Source organism: Mesocryomonas lacus (assembly GCF_055730105.2).
Window position 1 is genome coordinate 388,754 of the sequence record NZ_JBUZWF020000002.1, and the last position, 16,089, is coordinate 404,842.

Genomic DNA, 16,089 nt, shown 5'->3' on the forward strand with positions numbered 1-16,089 from the left:
GGCCTGACCCCTTCCACATGTCAATTTCCAGCGGGTCTCCGGTGTGCCCCAAGGGTTAACCGGGAGGCCCCGAGCCTTAACCGTTCTTGCGGGCGAGCAGCGCGCGGATCAGCGGCTCGTCGATCTTGCCGGTGGCGTCGAGGCCGGCTTCCTTCTGGAACTTGGAGATCGCGCTGACGGTCTTGCCGCCGAGCACGCCGTCGGGTGTTCCGGCATCGTAGCCGAGCTTGGAAAGGATCGCCTGGATGTTGCGCACGGCGCGCTTCATGTCGACGGAGGCGGTCTTCTCCGCCTTCAGTTCGGTCCATTCCTGCGGCACTTCCACCGTGTTGGCACGCTCGTTGCGCTCCATCGGCGTCCAGGACACGACCGCGGCGTCCGCCGCCTTGCGCTCGTCCGCCGACAGCGATGCCCCGATCTCGTTCTGCTTGGACTCGGCATCCTTGTCGCCAGCCGCGGCCACGATGGCGAACCACTTGTAGGACTGGACGAGGCTCTGCTCGACGCCCGAGCCGCGGGCGTAGAGGATGCCGAGGTTGTACTGGCTGTCACGCATGCCGTAGTCGGCGGCCTTCTCGAACCAGGTGGCTGCGGTTTCCGGATCCGACTTGCCCTCGATGCCGGTGGCGTAGAGGACGGCGAGGTTGTGCATGGCGCGAATGTTGCCTTGCTTGGCAGCGAGGAGATACCAGTCGCGGGCGGCGCCGGTGTCGCGGGTGACGCCGTTGCCCTTCTCGAACAGCGTGCCGAGGCTGTATTGCGCCGGCGCGAAGCCGTTGCGGGCACCCTGCGCGAACCAGTTCAGCGCGGCAGGCGCGTCCGGCTCGGCACCGCGGCCTTCGAGCAGCCGCAGCCCGATCTCGAACTGCGCCATCGGATCGGCCTTACCCGCGGCCTCGATGAGCGCGGGCGCGGTAATGCTTGCCGGCAAGGCAGGGGCGGCGCCGCTCGCCGAGGCCGGCAGCTTGGCCACCGCCGAGGCAAGGATGATCTGGGGATCGCTGTTGCCGGTCATTTCGGTCTTGGCAGATGCAAGCACCGTTGCTCCTGTGTCTGCCGCTCCCTGCGGGGCCACGGTGGCGGCAGCGGGATAGCTGACCGTCGCCGCGCTGCGGGCGGAAGGGGAAGCGGAGCCGCGGGCGCTGACGGTCGGCGCCAGCGGTCCAGCGATCGCCTGAGGCGGTGCCGCGACCGACGCGGTTTCGATCGTGTCGGAAGCAGCCACGGTCGGGACGCTAACCGAAGAGGGTGTCTCGACGATGGCGGTCTGCATCGACGTCGGCGTCGGCGCGGCATTGCTTTCGACGCGGACGCCTTCGCCCGATCCATAATTGTCCATCAGCGTCTTTCCGACAGGCAGCGCTGCCAGCGCGGCCAGCACCGCGACGACACCGGTGAGGATGGTCTTGCGGCGGCGGGCAATGCGCTGCACCAGCGAGAGCTTGCCGCTGGCAGCGCCGATGCCGCCGGCCGGCGAGCGCAGCATCTCGGCCTCGGCGACAGCGGCCTGCGCCGCGCGCCGGGCGGCGGCACGGGTCTCGGCCTCGCCCGTTGGCTCGTTGGTGCCTTCGAGCTTGCTGCGCTGCTGCAGGCGCACGCGCTCCAGGAGGGCGCCGATGTCGGGCGCGCCCGAGCCCGGCTCCAGCGGCCGGTTGACCTCGCTCCGGTCGATCATGTCGGACGCGTCGATCGACGGCGCGGACACCTGTTCCAGCGAACGGTCGTCGGCGGTACCGGCCGAAAGGCCGACCGTGCGCTCGGCGACGATCGTCTCGGACGCTTCCTGGGGACGCGTCCGCATCGGCTGCATCGGGGGGCTGCGCAAGCCGGCGGGCTCGCGGCTCTCGGCCGCAAGGTCGAGACTTGCCGCCGCCTTGTGCGCGGCGACGCGGTCATGCCGGGCGTCCTCGAGGTCGTCTTCGCTTTCGGCCTTGCCGCTGATGTCGGTCTCGATCTGCTCCAGCCGGTCGACGATCTTTAGGAGTGTCGCGTGGACCGCCTCGAATACCTTGTTGGAGCGGTCGTCGGTCTCGCGCGACAGGGCTTCCAGCGACCGCAGGTTCTCCGACAGCTGGGCGACGTGTTCGCCCTGGCGGCGGTCGCCGGCGGCCTGCATGCGCAAGGCGGTCTCGTCGGCGGCCTCGCGGGCGGCGATGATCAGAGCCTCGCGGTTTTCCTCCATCCGCTGCTCGACGGCGGCAAGCCGGCGATCGAACTCGATCTCGAACTCGTCCGACAGGCCAGCCGAGTTGCCGAGATGCTCCGACAGGCGGACGATCTGGGCCTCGAGCGAGCGCATCATTTCGTTGTCGGCGCGCGGCTGCACCGCATCTTCGAGGCGCAGCGCGAGGGCCGAGAGGCGCTGCTCGATGGCCTCGGTGTCGATCCGCGGCTGCTCCATCTCGGTGAAGGCGAGCTCCAGCCGGTCGGCAAGATCCGTCATCCGCTGCGCCAGCGCATCGGCGGCAGGGTTGATGGCCAGTTCCTCGACGCGATCGGACAGTTCGGCGATGCGCAGCGACAGGACTTCCGCGTCGCCCTCGTCGGCAATCCGGTCGACCCGTGAGGTCAAGGTCGCGATGCGGGCTTCGATCCGCTCGATCGGGGCCATGTCCAGCATGGGGGCCGGCTGCAGCGAGGTCGCGACGATCGCCCGCGAGATCTCGTCGAGCCTCTCCTCGAGGGACACGAAGTTCTCGAGGTCGGCTTCGTTGCTGCGGCGGGCCAGCGCGTCGACGCCGACGGTCAGGGAGTGGATCCGCTCCTCCAGAGGCCCGATGCCAAGGCTCTGGGGCAGACGGGCGAGGACGGTCTCAATGTCGGCCATGCGGTCGGCGAGACGTTGGATGCTGAGCTCGACATCCTTGGAGTCGAGATGCTTCTCGATCGCGCCCCAGCGGTCGGGATCGCCGTAGACGGCGGCGGCATCGCTCATGCCCTCGAGCTTCTCGCGAAGGCCCTCGAGTTCATCGCGCAGGTGCTGCGAGATCGCCGGATCCTGCGGTGCCGCAAGGGTGGCGCCGAGGTAGCGGTCCTCGAACTCGTCCCAGCGCTTCTCGACGGCGCGGACCTGATCCTCGCTGGCGAGCGAGCGCAGCGACTCGCGCAGCCGCTCGAGCTCGTTCTTCAGATCGCTGCGGGACTCGGTCTCGCGCTCGGCCTGCACCGAGAAGCGGTTCTCAAAGGCGTCCCAGCGCCGGCCGACGGCCGCCAGCGTGCGCTCCTTGGCGAGTTCGCCGAAGAGGCCGCGCAACTCCTCGAGCTCGGCGCGCAGTGTGTTCAGCGTCGAGCGGTCGGCGCCTTCCTCGGTCATGCGGGCGAGCGACTCGGAAATCTCGCTCATGCCGCCGTCGATCGCTTCCGGGCTCTGCCGGGTCTCGATCATCTGGCGCAGCGCGTCGAAGGCCTCGCGCATCGCATCGAAGCGCGGGTCGCTGCGCGGCGTGGCCTCGGCCTTCATCTCCTGGCGAAGGCGCTGCAGTTCCTCGGCGACCTCGGCCATCAGCGAATAATTGCTGCCTTCGCGGCGCAGTGCCTCGACATCACCGGCAAGCGCCTCGAAGCGCTGGCCGATGCCGGCACCGGTTGCCGGTGCCGCGACGCTGGCCTGGGAGCGCGGCTCAGGCTGGCGCACCGGCGCTGCCAGATGCGGCGCCTGGTCCAGCATCTGCCGGCGCATGACGATCTCGGAAACGGCGTCCGCCAGCGTCGAGCGGCGCTTCTCGCCGGCGGCGGCGGGCGCAGGCGCAGGCTGGCCGGCCGGAGCGGCATCGACCGTCGGTGCGAAGGACGGCACGACCGAGCCGGTCTCCGTTCTCGTCTTGGCAGGGGTGATCTTGGCGAGCCGGATCTCGAGCGCTTCGAGGGTCCGGCTGAGCGATGCCAGGGGCGAATGGTCGTCGTCTCTCTGTGGCAGTTTCAAAGGTGTATTCGACTTGACCATCGTCAGATCCCTTGAGGCTCTCGAGCCCGTTGACTCTCGCCACAGACATTTTTTTGCATCGATACCCGCCGAAACCAGAAATCTTCGAACAGGGTAAACAGTCGGTTAATGACCATTACATTCTGCGGGTTTAGGACGCGAGGAAGGAGCGAAGCTGGATTGCCGTAGACGGCAACCTGTCTTGTAAGCGCCGCAATTGCTGCAATAGTCCCGGGGACTGCCTGATTTCCCGCCCCTATCGCTCACAGGTTCTCCCGACTCCTGTCAGTGCTGCGTTCTGGACTGCTGATGAAAAAATTGACCGAAAATGAGATGAGCGACGCTCAAGCCGTGCCTCTCGACATCGACTTTCTCCTCGGGCGCAATCTCGAGGAGCAGCCCCAGAAGAGTGTTTTCAAGATCGGCGACCTCGCGCGCGAGTTCGACGTGACGCTGCGGACGCTGCGCTTCTACGAGGATCGGGGCCTGCTCAATCCCGAGCGTCGCGGGACCACGCGTCTGTATTCGCGCCGTGACAGGGCGCGCTTGCGCTTGATATTATTGGCTAAAACACTCGGCTTCTCGCTGACGGAAGCCAAGCAGCTGATCGAAATCTACCACGAGGCCAATGGCAAGCGCCGTCAGATGGAGACGGCGCTGAGCCGGTTCGAGGAGCAGCAGGAGGTGCTTCTCGAACAGAAGGAAGAGATCGATCGTTCGCTTAAAGCAATGGACGTGGCGATCGCCTTCGTGCGCGAACAGCTTCAGGCCGGCAAGGCCTGATCCGGCGCGCCGGTCATCGGCGCGCCCAATAATACGGCAATACGGCGACAACCAGAAGCCTATTAACGATTCCCGAAAGTCTCAATCGCAGCCGAAAGAGACGCGCTTTTCGTCCGGAAACATCCTTCGATCTGCCTTTCAGTGGCGGATTTCGGGTAACGGGCCGAGGCGAATTGTAACGCTGTATCTCAGCTCAACGCGCGTTCGATCATCGCTGCCTCCGCCGCGACCGACAGAAGCTCGTCCTGCGCCTCGCCGACGATGCTTTCGCGCCCGGCCTCCAGCATGATCGGCACCGCCAGCGGGGAAATTTCCGCAAGATCCTGATGGACGATGTGGTGCTTGATGCGCGCCAGGAGGTCCGAGACCCGCGCGACATCGAGAAGCCCGCTCGCCGCATCTGCCCATGTCGCCCGCATCAAAATATGGTCCGGCTCGTGCTGGCGCAGCACGTCGTAGACGAGGTCGGCCGAGACGGTCACCTGCCGCCCGGTCTTCTCCTGTCCGGGATGCCGACGGTCGATCAGCCCGGCGATCACCGCGCACTGACGGAAGGTCCGCTTCAGCAGGTAGGAATCGGCCATCCAGGCATCGAGATCGTCGCCCATCATGTCCTCGTCGAAGAGCTCGTCGAGCGAGATCGCGCCTCTCGAGATCATCCCGCCGATGTCGCCGAGCCCCCAGATCGAGATGGCATAGTCGGTGGCGACGAAGCCGAGGGGTTTGGCCCGCGCGCGCTCCAGACGGCGCGTCAGCAGCATGCCGAGCGTCTGGTGCGCCAGCCGGCCCTCGAACGGGTAGGCGACCATGAAGAACCGCCGCCCGACCGGAAAGGTCTCGATCAGCAGCTGGTCGGCGCGCGGGATGATGGACTTGCGCTTCTGGATCTTCAGCCAGTCACCCACCTGTTCGGGCAAGGCACCCCAGCGCTCGGGATCGGCGAGGATCTGCCGGACCTTCGCCGCTAGAAAGGTCGTCAGCGGAAATTTCGAGCCGGCATAGGACGGGACCTTCGCGTCGTCGGCGACCGTCTTGGTGACCAGGCAGACGTTCTCGAGAATGCCCTCGTAGCGCAGCACCTTGCCGGCGAACAGGAACGTATCCCCGATCGACAGCGTCTCGAGAAAACCCTCCTCGATCTTGCCGAGCACCATACCGCCGCGGCTGTTGGTGGCGCGCGTTTTCTTGCCGATCAGCCGGACATTCAGCGACTCGGCCTCGATGATGGTCCCCGAATTCATCCGGTACTGCTGGGCGACGCGCGGGTGCGCGATGCGCCAGGTACCGTCTTCGGCGAGCTTTATCTTGGCGTAGCGCTCGTAGACCTTCAGCGCGTAGCCGCCGGTCGCGACGAAGTCGATGACACGCTCGAAGGTCTCGGTATTGAGATCGCAATAGGGCGCGGCCGAAGTCACCTCGCGGTAGAGGTCCTCGGTCCGGAAAGGCTCGGCGCAGGCCATGCCGAGCACGTGCTGTGCGAGCACGTCGAGGCCTCCAATACGGATCGGCGGCGTGTCTTGGTGGCCGAGATAGTTGGCGTCGAGCGCCGCCTGGCACTCCATCACCTCGAAACGGTTGGCGGGAACGAGGATCGCCTTCGATGGCTCGTCCATCCGGTGGTTGGAGCGGCCGATGCGCTGCGCGAGTCGCGAGGCGCCCTTCGGCGCGCCGATGTGCACGACGAGATCGACATCGCCCCAGTCGATGCCAAGGTCCAGCGTCGAGGTCGCGACCACCGCGCGCAGCTTGTTCGCCGCCATCGCCGCCTCAACACGTCGGCGCTGCGCGACATCGAGCGAGCCGTGGTGCAGCGCGATCGGCAGCGTCTCCTCGTTGATGCGCCAGAGTTCCTGGAAGAGGTTTTCCGCCTGGTTGCGGGTGTTGACGAACAGCAGCGTCGTCCGGTGCGCCTTGATGGCCTCATAGACTTCCGGCATCGCATAGCGCGAGGTATGCCCCTGCCACGGCACGCGCTCCTTCGATTTGAGGATCGTGATCTCCGGCCGCGCGCCGCCTTCGACGGTGATGAGGTCGGACAGCGGCGACGTACCCGGGGCCTGCGCGACCAGCCAGGCCCTCAGATCGTCCGGTTCGGCAACGGTGGCAGACAGGCCGATCGTCTGGAGCGCCGGCTGCAGCATGCGAAGGCGCGCCAGACCGAGGGAGAGAAGCTCGCCGCGCTTCGAGGTGACGAGCGAGTGCAGCTCGTCGAAGATGACGTAGCGCAGGTCCGAGAAGAAGCTGCGCGCGTCCTTCGAGGCGATCAGCAGCGCCAGCTGCTCGGGCGTCGTCAAAAGGATATCCGGCGGTTTCAGCTTCTGGCGCTGCCGCTTCGACTGGCTGGTGTCGCCGGTGCGGGTCTCAAGGGTCACCGCTATGCCGATCTCGGCCACTGGCTTCTGCAGGTTGCGCTCGATGTCGGTGGCGAGCGCCTTTAGCGGCGAGATGTAGAGCGTATGGATGCCGCGTGAGCGCGTGCCGGGCTTCGGTTTGCCGCGCCGGGTGATGTCGACGAGCGCCGGCAGGAAGCCCGCAAGCGTCTTGCCGGCGCCCGTCGGGGCGATCAGCAGCACGGAGGCGCCAGCCTCGGCCCGTTGCAGGAGGTCCAGCTGATGCGGCCGCGGCGTCCAGCCTTTCGCCGTGAACCAGGCTTGAAAAGCTTCCGGAAAGTCCGCGGCGAGGGGGAGGGGGGAAAGGCTGCTCACCCGGGGAGAGGTAAGCCGGCCGCCGCGCCGCGCAAGGCGCTTACATCGCGATATAGCGGTCGGCGCGGTGATTGATGGCCAGAAAGAGGTTCAGCACGATGACGCCGAGGATGGAGAAGGCGATCGCGACCGGGTCGGCGACGGTGAAGGAGAGCGCCAGCACCAGAAGGTCGATCGACAGCTGCGTCAGCCCGGCACGCCATTTGAAGCGGTCCTGCAGGTAGATCGCAAGGATCCCGACGCCGCCAAGGCTCGCCCGGTGGCGGAACAGCGCGAGCAGGCCAAAGCCCATCAGGAGGCCGCCGAGAACGGCGCCGGTCGTGCGGTCGATCGGGCCGAAGGCGAGAAGTGCGGGCTGCAGCGCCGTCATCAGCGAGAGCATCGCGACGCCGATGAAGGTCTTGGCGGTGAAGGCCCAGCCCATGCGCTGGATGGCGAGGATGTAGAAAGGAAGGTTAATCAGGAAGAAGAGCAGGCCAAAATTCCAGCCGGTGGCATAGTGAAGGATGAAGGCGAGGCCCGCGGTGCCGCCGGTCAGAAAGCCGAGATGGGCGAGGATGGCGATGCCGAGGGCGGTGAGCACCGTGCCGGTGAAGATCGCCTGCGCGTCCTCGATCGGCGTGTGCCGCGTCGCTGTCGCTTGCCAGTTGCCGAACAGGCCGCGCCGGCGATCAGCCTTCTCGGCGATGGGGTTCGTCGGCATGGAAGGCTCCCGGCTTGCTGCAGCGCGACAGTGACGGTCGGGCCCATCCACCGTCAATCCTGCGGACGGAATGCGGGGCTCCCGTCCACCGATCAACTGCTATGGCACCGCGCACGGGTCGGGAGACGAGCGGCCTTAAGGCTCACTCACGGTGGTCGGCCCGCCTGTTCAAGGGCGGCCCCGCACCCGGTTGAAAGGAGACGCGCAGTATTAGCAAATGTGGTCAATATAGCTCACTCTTTCATGCCAGCTTCATTTTAATCCTTCGAGCATGCAGCGTAATATTAAATAACACGGAAGCTTCATTTGAACTAAAATGCCAATTAATGCTTAAGATAACGGCGGGCGAGCTGAAGTTCTGGTTTTCAGAAAAATTAAGAATGCCTCGCATCGGCACCTCACATTTAATTGTTAATAATAATTATTATCATTCAGGGATAAATTACATGACGTTTCCGAACATCTTCGGTGCGATCAGCACCGCTTTGCCCAGCCCTTTCCGCTTTGCGCTGGCCGCCATCGGCATGGGCGGCCTGGCGCTTGCCGCCACCGCTCCTGGCCAGGCCGCCGAAAGTATCGGCATCAACCAGAGCGTGGCGCTGCGCGTGATCAATGACTTCCGCGCCGAGAACGGTCTCGGCGCCCTCAGCATCAGCGCCGGGCTGATGCAGGTCGCTGGCGATCATTCCGACGCGATGGCCAACAGCGCCAGCACCAGCCACACCGTCGGCGGCTCCCTCGCCAGCCGCGTTCGTGCTGGCGGCGTTCGCTATTCTGCGATCGCCGAGAATGTCAGCAGCGGCCAGCGCAGCTATGCCTCGGCGATGGATGCCTGGGTCCGCTCCCCCGGCCACCGCCATAACCTCTTGCGCGCGAACCTTACCAGCATTGGCTTTGCCGGTTCGAGCGAGGGTGGCCGCAACTACTTCACCCAGGTGTTCGCCGCCGCGCCGCGCGGCTTCCTGTCGGCCCTGTAGAGCCGGTTCTCCGTCGCGACGAGGTCGAGGCCGACATCGTGGGCCTCAACCGGCACCGACGCGACTTCCTGCACGGCGAAGGCGAGGCCTGCGAGCAAGGGCGTCATGCCCTTGGCCCGCAGCGGCTCGATCGCCCGGTCATAGTAGCCGCGGCCGTAGCCCATGCGGTGGCACTGTGCATCGAAGGCTGCCATCGGCACCAGCATGATCGCGGGGTCGAGGACGGCCGCCTCCGGTCCCGGCGCGAGCGTGCCGAAACCCTGCGCGACGAGGGGCGAGTCCGGGCGAAACTCACGGAATTCCAGCCGGCCTTCGACGATCGCGGGCACGCATATCCTGGCGCCGCGTTCAGCCAGCTTCCGCATCAGCGGCTGCGGATCGAGTTCGGAGCGGATCGGCAGGAAGCCGGAAACGATCGTGCCCGGCGGAAACTCCAGCGCGGCGGCGACGATCTTGGCAATAGCGAGGGAGGCTGCAAGCCGGGCAGCCGGATCCAGCGCGTCGCGACGCGCCAGCACCTCGCGCCGCAGCGCCGCCTTTGCCTGCCTGATCCCGTCCATGCGCTCTACCCCGTCCGAGACTGGTTCAGCCCGGTTGATACGGCGGTAGATCGGAGAGTGAAAGGTCGACGAGCCACATCGGCCGATGAGATGATCGATCCCGGGAACCTACAATGTAGGTGGGCGCCATATACTCCAGCCCACGGGCCGGAACAGGGACAGCTCCCTAGGGGATGCGTAAGGCCCCGAGGAAATGTTACCCCTGTCGGACCGCGCAGCTCGCCGGCCCCTGATATAGGCGGGATCGTGGAACCCCGCCAGAGCACAGAGCCCGATTTGGCGAATATCCTTGGTCGGCAAGCTGCCCCTTGTTCCCGGGCGCTTTCGACCGACTTGTAGCGTTCGACCAAAGGCCGGCGACGGCCTCTCCGAAGGATACCCCCGTGTCAGCCATATCTCCCCAGACCAATCCCCCGCCAGCGCCGGCGGGCGCGCCGCCCATCATCATAATTTCGGGGCTGGCGAAGACCTACAAGTCCGGCTTCCAGGCGCTGAAAAACGTCGATCTCGAAATCCGCCGCGGCGAAATCTTCGCGCTGCTCGGACCGAATGGCGCGGGCAAGACGACGCTGATCAGCATCATCTGCGGGATCGTCACCGCGAGCCAAGGCACCGTGACCGCCGATGGCCATGACATCGTCCGCGACTACCGGGCCGCCCGCGCGACCATCGGCCTCGTGCCGCAAGAACTGACCACCGACGCGTTCGAGACGGTGTTCGATACCGTCAGCTTCAGCCGTGGCCTATTCGGCCGGCCGTCGAACCCCGCCTATATCGAAAAGGTGCTGCGCGAACTGTCGCTGTGGGACAAGCGCGATGCCAAGATCATGACGCTGTCGGGCGGCATGAAGCGGCGCGTGCTGATCGCCAAGGCCCTGAGCCACGAGCCGCGGATCCTCTTCCTCGACGAGCCATCCGCCGGCGTCGACGTGCAACTGCGCCAGGAGATGTGGCAGGTGGTGCGCGGCCTGCGCGACAGCGGCGTCACGGTCATCCTGACGACGCACTACATCGAGGAGGCCGAGGAGATGGCCGATCGCATCGGCGTCATCTCGCATGGCGAGATCATCCTCGTCGAGGAAACCGCCGAACTGATGCGCAAGCTCGGCCGCAAGCAGCTGATCCTCAGCCTCCACAAGCCACTCGCCGCGGTTCCGCAGGAACTTGCCGGCTTCGACCTGTCGCTCGCCGAGAACGGCAGCGAGCTCGTCTACACCTATGATACCCAAGGCGAGCGCACCGGCATTACGGCGCTTCTGAAGGCGCTGGCCGATGTTTCCATCAGCTTCCGCGATCTTCGGACCAAGCAGAGTTCGCTCGAGGAAATCTTCGTCAGCCTCGTGAAGGAAGAGCGGCCATGAACGTCCACGCGATCAAAGCCATCTACCTCTTCGAGATGGCGCGCGCCCGCCGGACCGTGTTCCAGAGTGTCGTCGCCCCGGTCATCTCGACCTCGCTCTACTTCGTCGTGTTCGGCGCGGCGATCGGCTCGCGGATGACCGAGATCGACGGTATCAGCTACGGCGCCTTCATCGTGCCCGGCCTGATGATGCTGTCGCTCCTGACCCAGAGCATCTCCAATGCCTCGTTTGGCATCTATTTCCCGCGCTTCTCCGGCACGATCTACGAGCTTTTGTCGGCGCCGATCTCGGCGATGGAGATCACCATCGCCTATGTCGGGGCGGCGGCGACGAAGTCGATCATCCTCGGCCTGATCATTCTCGCGACCGCGACACTGTTCGTGCCCCTGCGGATCGAGCACCCCATCTTCATGCTGCTCTTCCTGGTGCTGACGGCGGTCACGTTCAGCCTGTTCGGCTTCATCATCGGCATCTGGGCGGATGGCTTCGAGCAGCTGCAGATCGTGCCGCTGCTGGTGATCACGCCGCTGACCTTCCTCGGGGGCAGCTTCTACTCGATCTCGATGCTGCCGCCGTTCTGGCAGGACGTGACGATGTTCAACCCGGTAGTCTACCTCATCTCCGGCTTCCGCTGGAGCTTCTACGGCGTCTCGGACGTCGCCATCGGGGTCAGTCTCGGCATGACCGTGCTGTTCATGGCGGTCTGTCTTGCCGGCATCTTCTGGATCTTCAAGACCGGCTACCGCTTCAAGTCGTAACCGGCGGATCGCGAAGGCGGCCGGGCTCAGGCCCGGCCGTCGATCTTCGCTGCGACGCTCTCGATCGCTGCCGCGACCTCGTTCATGTGGGCGACGAAGCGCGTCTCGCCGGCGTTGAGGCCGTTGATCGCGTCGGCGCGGTCGTTGGCGGCATCGGCCAGCGCCTGCTCGAGGGCGGCAACCTTGCGGCGCTGCTCGGCCAGCTCGTCCGTCGCCATGATCGCCGCCATCACCACGAGTCGCTGGTCGCCGATCTCGCCAAAGCTCTTGCGCAGCTCGTTGACGCGGTCGTCCACCTCGGCGGCAAGGCCGGTCAGGTGGTCCTCCTCGCCCTCGGCGCAGGCCATGCGGAAAGTCTTTCCGTCGATCGTCACCACGACTTGCGGCATGTCAGGCCTCCTTGCGGCGTTCGAGCACGCTGCGGATCGTCTCCATTGCCGCGACGAGGCGGCGCGACACCTCGCGGTTGGCGTGTTCCAGACGCTCGGCGCGGGAGAGGCAGGTGTCGAGCTCGCCGGCGAGGCGGCTGCGGTCGGCGGTCATGCGCTGCACTTCGGCCTCGGCCTCGCGCACCAGATGCTCACGCGCCAGCTGGCCGTCCACGGCATGGCCGAGCCGCTGCAACGCCTTGTCGAGACGGCGGGACGCGGCATCGAGCGGGCTTTCTTCTGGCATGGTGTCGGCAACTCCTCAACGCCTCACGATCCGGTCCAGCGGACGATCGTAAGTGCGGTGATTCCTGCGGCATTCGGCCCGGGCTTGCAACTGTCAAAACGGCGGCCCGGCAGATCGCGGTGGAAACCAGCCGGTCCAAAAGACGCTCGGTCGGGGCGCAAAGGCGCAGTCGAGGCGCTCCCTTAGACCGGTGCCGAAGCCCATGGGATTTCGCCGCGTCGTCGCATTATCTTGCCGTGCGGGTCCCCTGCGGGTTTACCTCGGGGGGAATATCGCTAAGAACACCGCGTGTCCGCATGCGGCCATCGCAGACGGCGCGCTCTTTGGGGCACCCCCCTGAACGCGCCGAAAACCGGCCCGCGGATGCCCCGAGACCATGGCTGGGCAGATCCTTCTGGAGGAATGACAATGGCAGTTCGCGTCGCAATCAACGGTTTTGGCCGCATCGGCCGCAACGTCCTCCGGGCCATCATCGAGTCCGGTCGCACCGACATCGAGGTCGTCGGCATCAACGACCTCGGCCCGGTCGAGACCAATGCCCATCTGATCCGCTTCGATTCGGTCCATGGCCGCTTCCCCGGCACGGTAACGGTCTTGGGCGACACGATCGACGTCGGCCGCGGGCCGATCCGCGTTTCCGCCGAGCGCGACCCGAAGAACCTGCCGTGGAAGGAGCTAGGCGTCGACATCGCGCTGGAGTGCACCGGCATCTTCACCGACGCAGCCAAGGCCGCCGCCCATATCGAGGCCGGCGCCAAGAAGGTGGTCATCTCCGGCCCGCTCTCGGCCTCGCCGAACGGTGAGAAGACGATCGTCTACGGCGTCAACCACGACACGCTGACGGCCGGCGACACCATCATCTCCAACGCCTCCTGCACGACGAACTGCCTCGCGCCCGTCGCCATGGTGCTGAACGATGCGATCGGCATCGAGACCGGCTTCATGACGACCATCCATTCCTACACCGGCGATCAGCCGACGCTGGATACGATGCACAAGGATCTCTACCGCGCCCGCGCTGCGGCACTGTCGATGATCCCGACCTCGACCGGTGCCGCCAAGGCGATCGGCCTCGTGCTGCCGGCCCTGAAGGGCAAGCTTGATGGCTCGTCGATCCGCGTGCCGACGCCGAACGTCTCGGTCGTCGACTTCAAGTTCGTCGCCAAGCGCTCGACCACGGTCGAGGAGATCCAGGGCCTCATCCGCGCGGCCGCCGACGGCCCGCTGAAGGGCATCCTTGGCTACACCGACGCGCCCAACGTCAGCCATGACTTCAACCACGACCCGCATTCCTCGGTCTTCCACATGGACCAGACCAAGGTCATGGACGGCACTTTCGTGCGCATCCTGTCCTGGTACGACAATGAGTGGGGCTTCTCGAACCGCATGTCCGACACTGCGGTCGCCTTCGCCAAGGTCTGACCTCGGCGGGCGCGCGGCGCCCGGCGGACCGTCGTGAAATCTAGAACGCCCGGGGCCATGCTCCGGGCGTTGTGCGTTCGTCAGCCGAAGCGTCTGCCTCATCCTGCACGTTCACCCGAAATGCCTTGCTTCGACCACCCGGCCTTGCTGCAATGCGCAGACCGCTTCGACACCACTGATCGGGGATTCGCCCGGCACGTCGACCCGACATCCTGAAGCTTGTCCTTCGAATCCCATCCGGGTTCCAGGGAACGACGATCGCCGTGGCCAAGTCGGGAGCCGCTGCCGACGAGAAGCCAACGCCATGCACGAATCCATGTATCTCGTGATCCTGGTCGGCACGATCCTCGTGCTCGTCGCGGCGTTCTCCAGCTTGCTCGCCTTGCGCTTCGGCGCACCCCTGCTGCTGCTCTTCCTGTCGATCGGCCTGTTCACCGGCGTTGATGGGCTCGGGCTGGAGTTCGACAATGCGCAGCTCGCCTATTTCGTTGGCTCGATCGCGCTGTCGATCATCCTCTTCGATTCAGGCTTCGGCACCGAGCTATCCTCCTTCAAGCACGCTGCGGCACCGGCACTGACGCTTGCAACGCTTGGCGTGCCCCTGACGGCGGCGATCTTCGGCACGGCCGCGTCCTACGTGCTTGATGTTCCCTGGCTGGAAGGCGTGCTGCTCGGCTCGATTGTCGGCTCGACGGACGCGGCGGCGGTGTTCTTCCTCCTGCGCATCGGCGGCATCAACATTCGCGACCGCGTGCGCTCCACGCTGGAGGTGGAGTCCGGCACCAATGACCCGATGGCGATCTTCCTCACCATTGCGCTGGTCGAGATCGTCGCCAAGGGTGGGGGCGCTGAGGAGATCGGCATAGAGCTGCTGGTGCTGTTCGCCCAGCAGATGGGACTTGGCCTTGTGCTCGGTCTCGTCGGCGGGTGGATGATCCGCTTTCTCGTCAACCGACTAAAGCTCGAGCGCGGGCTGACGCCGATCTTCACCCTCGCTTTGTCCTTTCTGGTCTTTTCCGTCACCGGGGCGCTCGACGGCTCGGGGTTCCTCGCGGTCTATGTCGCCGGTCTCTACGCCGGCAACAGCAACATCCGCTCGCACGCCTCGCTGAAGCAGTTCCAGGACGGCATGACCTGGCTCGCGCAGATCATCATGTTCCTGGTGCTGGGCCTCCTCGCCACGCCGTCGCAGTTTCCCTCGATCGCGCTGCCGGCCATCGCGCTCGCCGCCTTCCTGATCTTCGTCGCGCGGCCGGTCGCGGTCTGGTTCTCGATGCTGCCGTTCGATTTCAACAGCCGGGAGACCGCCTTCATCTCCTGGGTCGGCCTGCGCGGCTCGGTCTCGATCCTTCTCGCCATCCTGCCGCTCTTGGGCGGCATCGACGAGAACAGGGTCCTTTTCAACGTCGGCTTCATCATCGTCCTCGCCTCGCTGCTGGTGCAGGGCTGGACCATCGGCTTCGTCGCAACCAGGCTCGGCCTTATCGTGCCGCCCCGCATCGGCCCGGTCGAGAAGGTCGAGCTGGAACTCCCGGGCACCGCGCACCACGAGCTCCTGTCCTACCGGGTCGTCGCCGGCAGCCCCGTCGCGCGCGGCGAACGCGTGCCGCGATGGGCGCGCCCCTCGCTGGTCATCCGCGACGGCAAGTCGATGCGCTACCAGTATGCCGGCCGCCTGCGCGAGGGCGACTACGTCTACCTCTTCATCTCGCCGCGCTATCCCCGCCTGCTCGACCGGTTGTTCGCCCACTCGCTGGCGGTCGGCGAGGACGATGCGGAGTTCTTCGGCGAGTTTACCGTCGACCCCGCCAAGCCCGCGAGATTCCTCGATGCCGCTTACGGGATCGGGCTCCTGCCGGAGGCTGCCGAGAAGACCATCGCCGAACTGATGACCGAGCAGCTTGGCGGCCGGGCCGAATACGGCGACCGGGTGCCGATGGGACCTGTGGAACTCATCGTCAGGGACACCGACGGCCTCGGCAACATCGTCGACGTCGGGCTGTCGCTGGAGCCGGAGGGCGGGCGCCCGCGCATCCCGATCTTCCTCAACATCCGCGACATCGTGCGGATCGCCAAGGGCGGACTGGCTGCCCGCCACGCCCGGCGCGAGGCGCGCGTGGCCGATCGCCTGGATGCGCTTGCGCTGGCCGAGCGCGAAGCCGAAGCCGAGGCTCGGATAGGTCAGGGCGTCGCGGCGGGCGAGCCGCCGGGACGCGCCTGATT

12 protein-coding genes and 1 other RNA gene are annotated in these 16,089 nt (G+C 65.9%); 6 read left to right on the plus strand and 7 right to left on the minus strand.

The window, feature by feature from the left end; all coding sequences use genetic code 11:
* Positions 1 to 76: 76 nt before the first annotated feature.
* Entirely contained in the window at positions 77 to 3,943 is a 3,867-nt protein-coding gene (locus tag ACZLZQ_RS06900) for a peptidoglycan-binding protein (protein WP_472948734.1), read from the minus strand.
* Between the two features lie 288 nt (positions 3,944 to 4,231).
* On the opposite strand from ACZLZQ_RS06900, the gene ACZLZQ_RS06905 reads away from it, so the two are divergent.
* Complete coding sequence (locus ACZLZQ_RS06905) at positions 4,232 to 4,705, plus strand: MerR family transcriptional regulator (RefSeq protein ID WP_472933747.1); 474 nt, start codon at positions 4,232 to 4,234, stop codon at positions 4,703 to 4,705.
* 188 nt (positions 4,706 to 4,893) lie between these two features.
* Here ACZLZQ_RS06905 and ACZLZQ_RS06910 read toward each other — a convergent pair whose 3' ends face one another.
* Together ACZLZQ_RS06910 and ACZLZQ_RS06915 are read right to left on the minus strand one after the other, a co-directional pair.
* The gene (locus ACZLZQ_RS06910; protein ID WP_472948735.1) at positions 4,894 to 7,410 is read right to left on the minus strand and encodes a ligase-associated DNA damage response DEXH box helicase; all 2,517 of its coding nucleotides are present in this window, start codon (positions 7,408 to 7,410) and stop codon (positions 4,894 to 4,896) included.
* Positions 7,411 to 7,450: 40 nt separating this feature from the next.
* Positions 7,451 to 8,113, minus strand: a complete 663-nt coding sequence (locus tag ACZLZQ_RS06915) for a YitT family protein (protein ID WP_472948736.1) — start codon at positions 8,111 to 8,113, stop codon at positions 7,451 to 7,453.
* Positions 8,114 to 8,559: 446 nt separating this feature from the next.
* Between ACZLZQ_RS06915 and ACZLZQ_RS06920 the strand changes: the two genes are divergently transcribed.
* Positions 8,560 to 9,090 carry a CAP domain-containing protein gene (locus ACZLZQ_RS06920; protein ID WP_472948737.1) on the plus strand — a complete coding sequence of 177 codons (531 nt, stop codon included), beginning with the start codon at positions 8,560 to 8,562 and terminating at the stop codon, positions 9,088 to 9,090.
* Here ACZLZQ_RS06920 and ACZLZQ_RS06925 read toward each other — a convergent pair.
* Positions 9,036 to 9,650 (minus strand): 5-formyltetrahydrofolate cyclo-ligase, encoded by a 615-nt coding sequence (locus tag ACZLZQ_RS06925; protein ID WP_472948738.1) that lies wholly within the window; start codon positions 9,648 to 9,650, stop codon positions 9,036 to 9,038. The genes ACZLZQ_RS06920 and ACZLZQ_RS06925 overlap by 55 nt on opposite strands.
* Positions 9,651 to 9,716: 66 nt before the next feature.
* Positions 9,717 to 9,874, minus strand: a non-coding RNA gene (ssrS, locus tag ACZLZQ_RS06930) — 6S RNA.
* Between the two features lie 168 nt (positions 9,875 to 10,042).
* On the opposite strand from ssrS, the gene ACZLZQ_RS06935 reads away from it, so the two are divergent.
* Both ACZLZQ_RS06935 and ACZLZQ_RS06940 read left to right on the plus strand, forming a co-directional pair.
* Positions 10,043 to 11,011 (plus strand): ABC transporter ATP-binding protein, encoded by a 969-nt coding sequence (locus ACZLZQ_RS06935; RefSeq protein WP_472949207.1) that lies wholly within the window; start codon positions 10,043 to 10,045, stop codon positions 11,009 to 11,011.
* Positions 11,008 to 11,769, plus strand: coding sequence for an ABC transporter permease (locus tag ACZLZQ_RS06940; RefSeq protein ID WP_472948739.1), 762 nt, complete (start codon positions 11,008 to 11,010; stop codon positions 11,767 to 11,769). Before ACZLZQ_RS06935 ends, ACZLZQ_RS06940 begins: the two co-directional genes overlap by 4 nt.
* 26 nt (positions 11,770 to 11,795) lie before the next feature.
* Here the strand turns inward: ACZLZQ_RS06940 and ACZLZQ_RS06945 are convergent, their stop codons facing one another.
* Positions 11,796 to 12,158 (minus strand): cell division protein ZapA, encoded by a 363-nt coding sequence (locus ACZLZQ_RS06945; RefSeq protein WP_472948740.1) that lies wholly within the window; start codon positions 12,156 to 12,158, stop codon positions 11,796 to 11,798.
* Position 12,159: 1 nt separating this feature from the next.
* Entirely contained in the window at positions 12,160 to 12,444 is a 285-nt protein-coding gene (locus ACZLZQ_RS06950; protein WP_472933739.1) for a DUF4164 domain-containing protein, read from the minus strand.
* A gap of 408 nt (positions 12,445 to 12,852) precedes the next feature.
* Between ACZLZQ_RS06950 and gap the strand changes: the two genes are divergently transcribed.
* Both gap and ACZLZQ_RS06960 read left to right on the plus strand, forming a co-directional pair.
* Positions 12,853 to 13,866 carry a type I glyceraldehyde-3-phosphate dehydrogenase gene (gap, locus tag ACZLZQ_RS06955; protein ID WP_472948741.1) on the plus strand — a complete coding sequence of 338 codons (1,014 nt, stop codon included), beginning with the start codon at positions 12,853 to 12,855 and terminating at the stop codon, positions 13,864 to 13,866.
* 304 nt (positions 13,867 to 14,170) lie between these two features.
* Complete coding sequence (locus ACZLZQ_RS06960; protein ID WP_472948742.1) at positions 14,171 to 16,087, plus strand: potassium/proton antiporter; 1,917 nt, start codon at positions 14,171 to 14,173, stop codon at positions 16,085 to 16,087.
* The last annotated feature ends 2 nt before the right edge of the window (positions 16,088 to 16,089 follow it).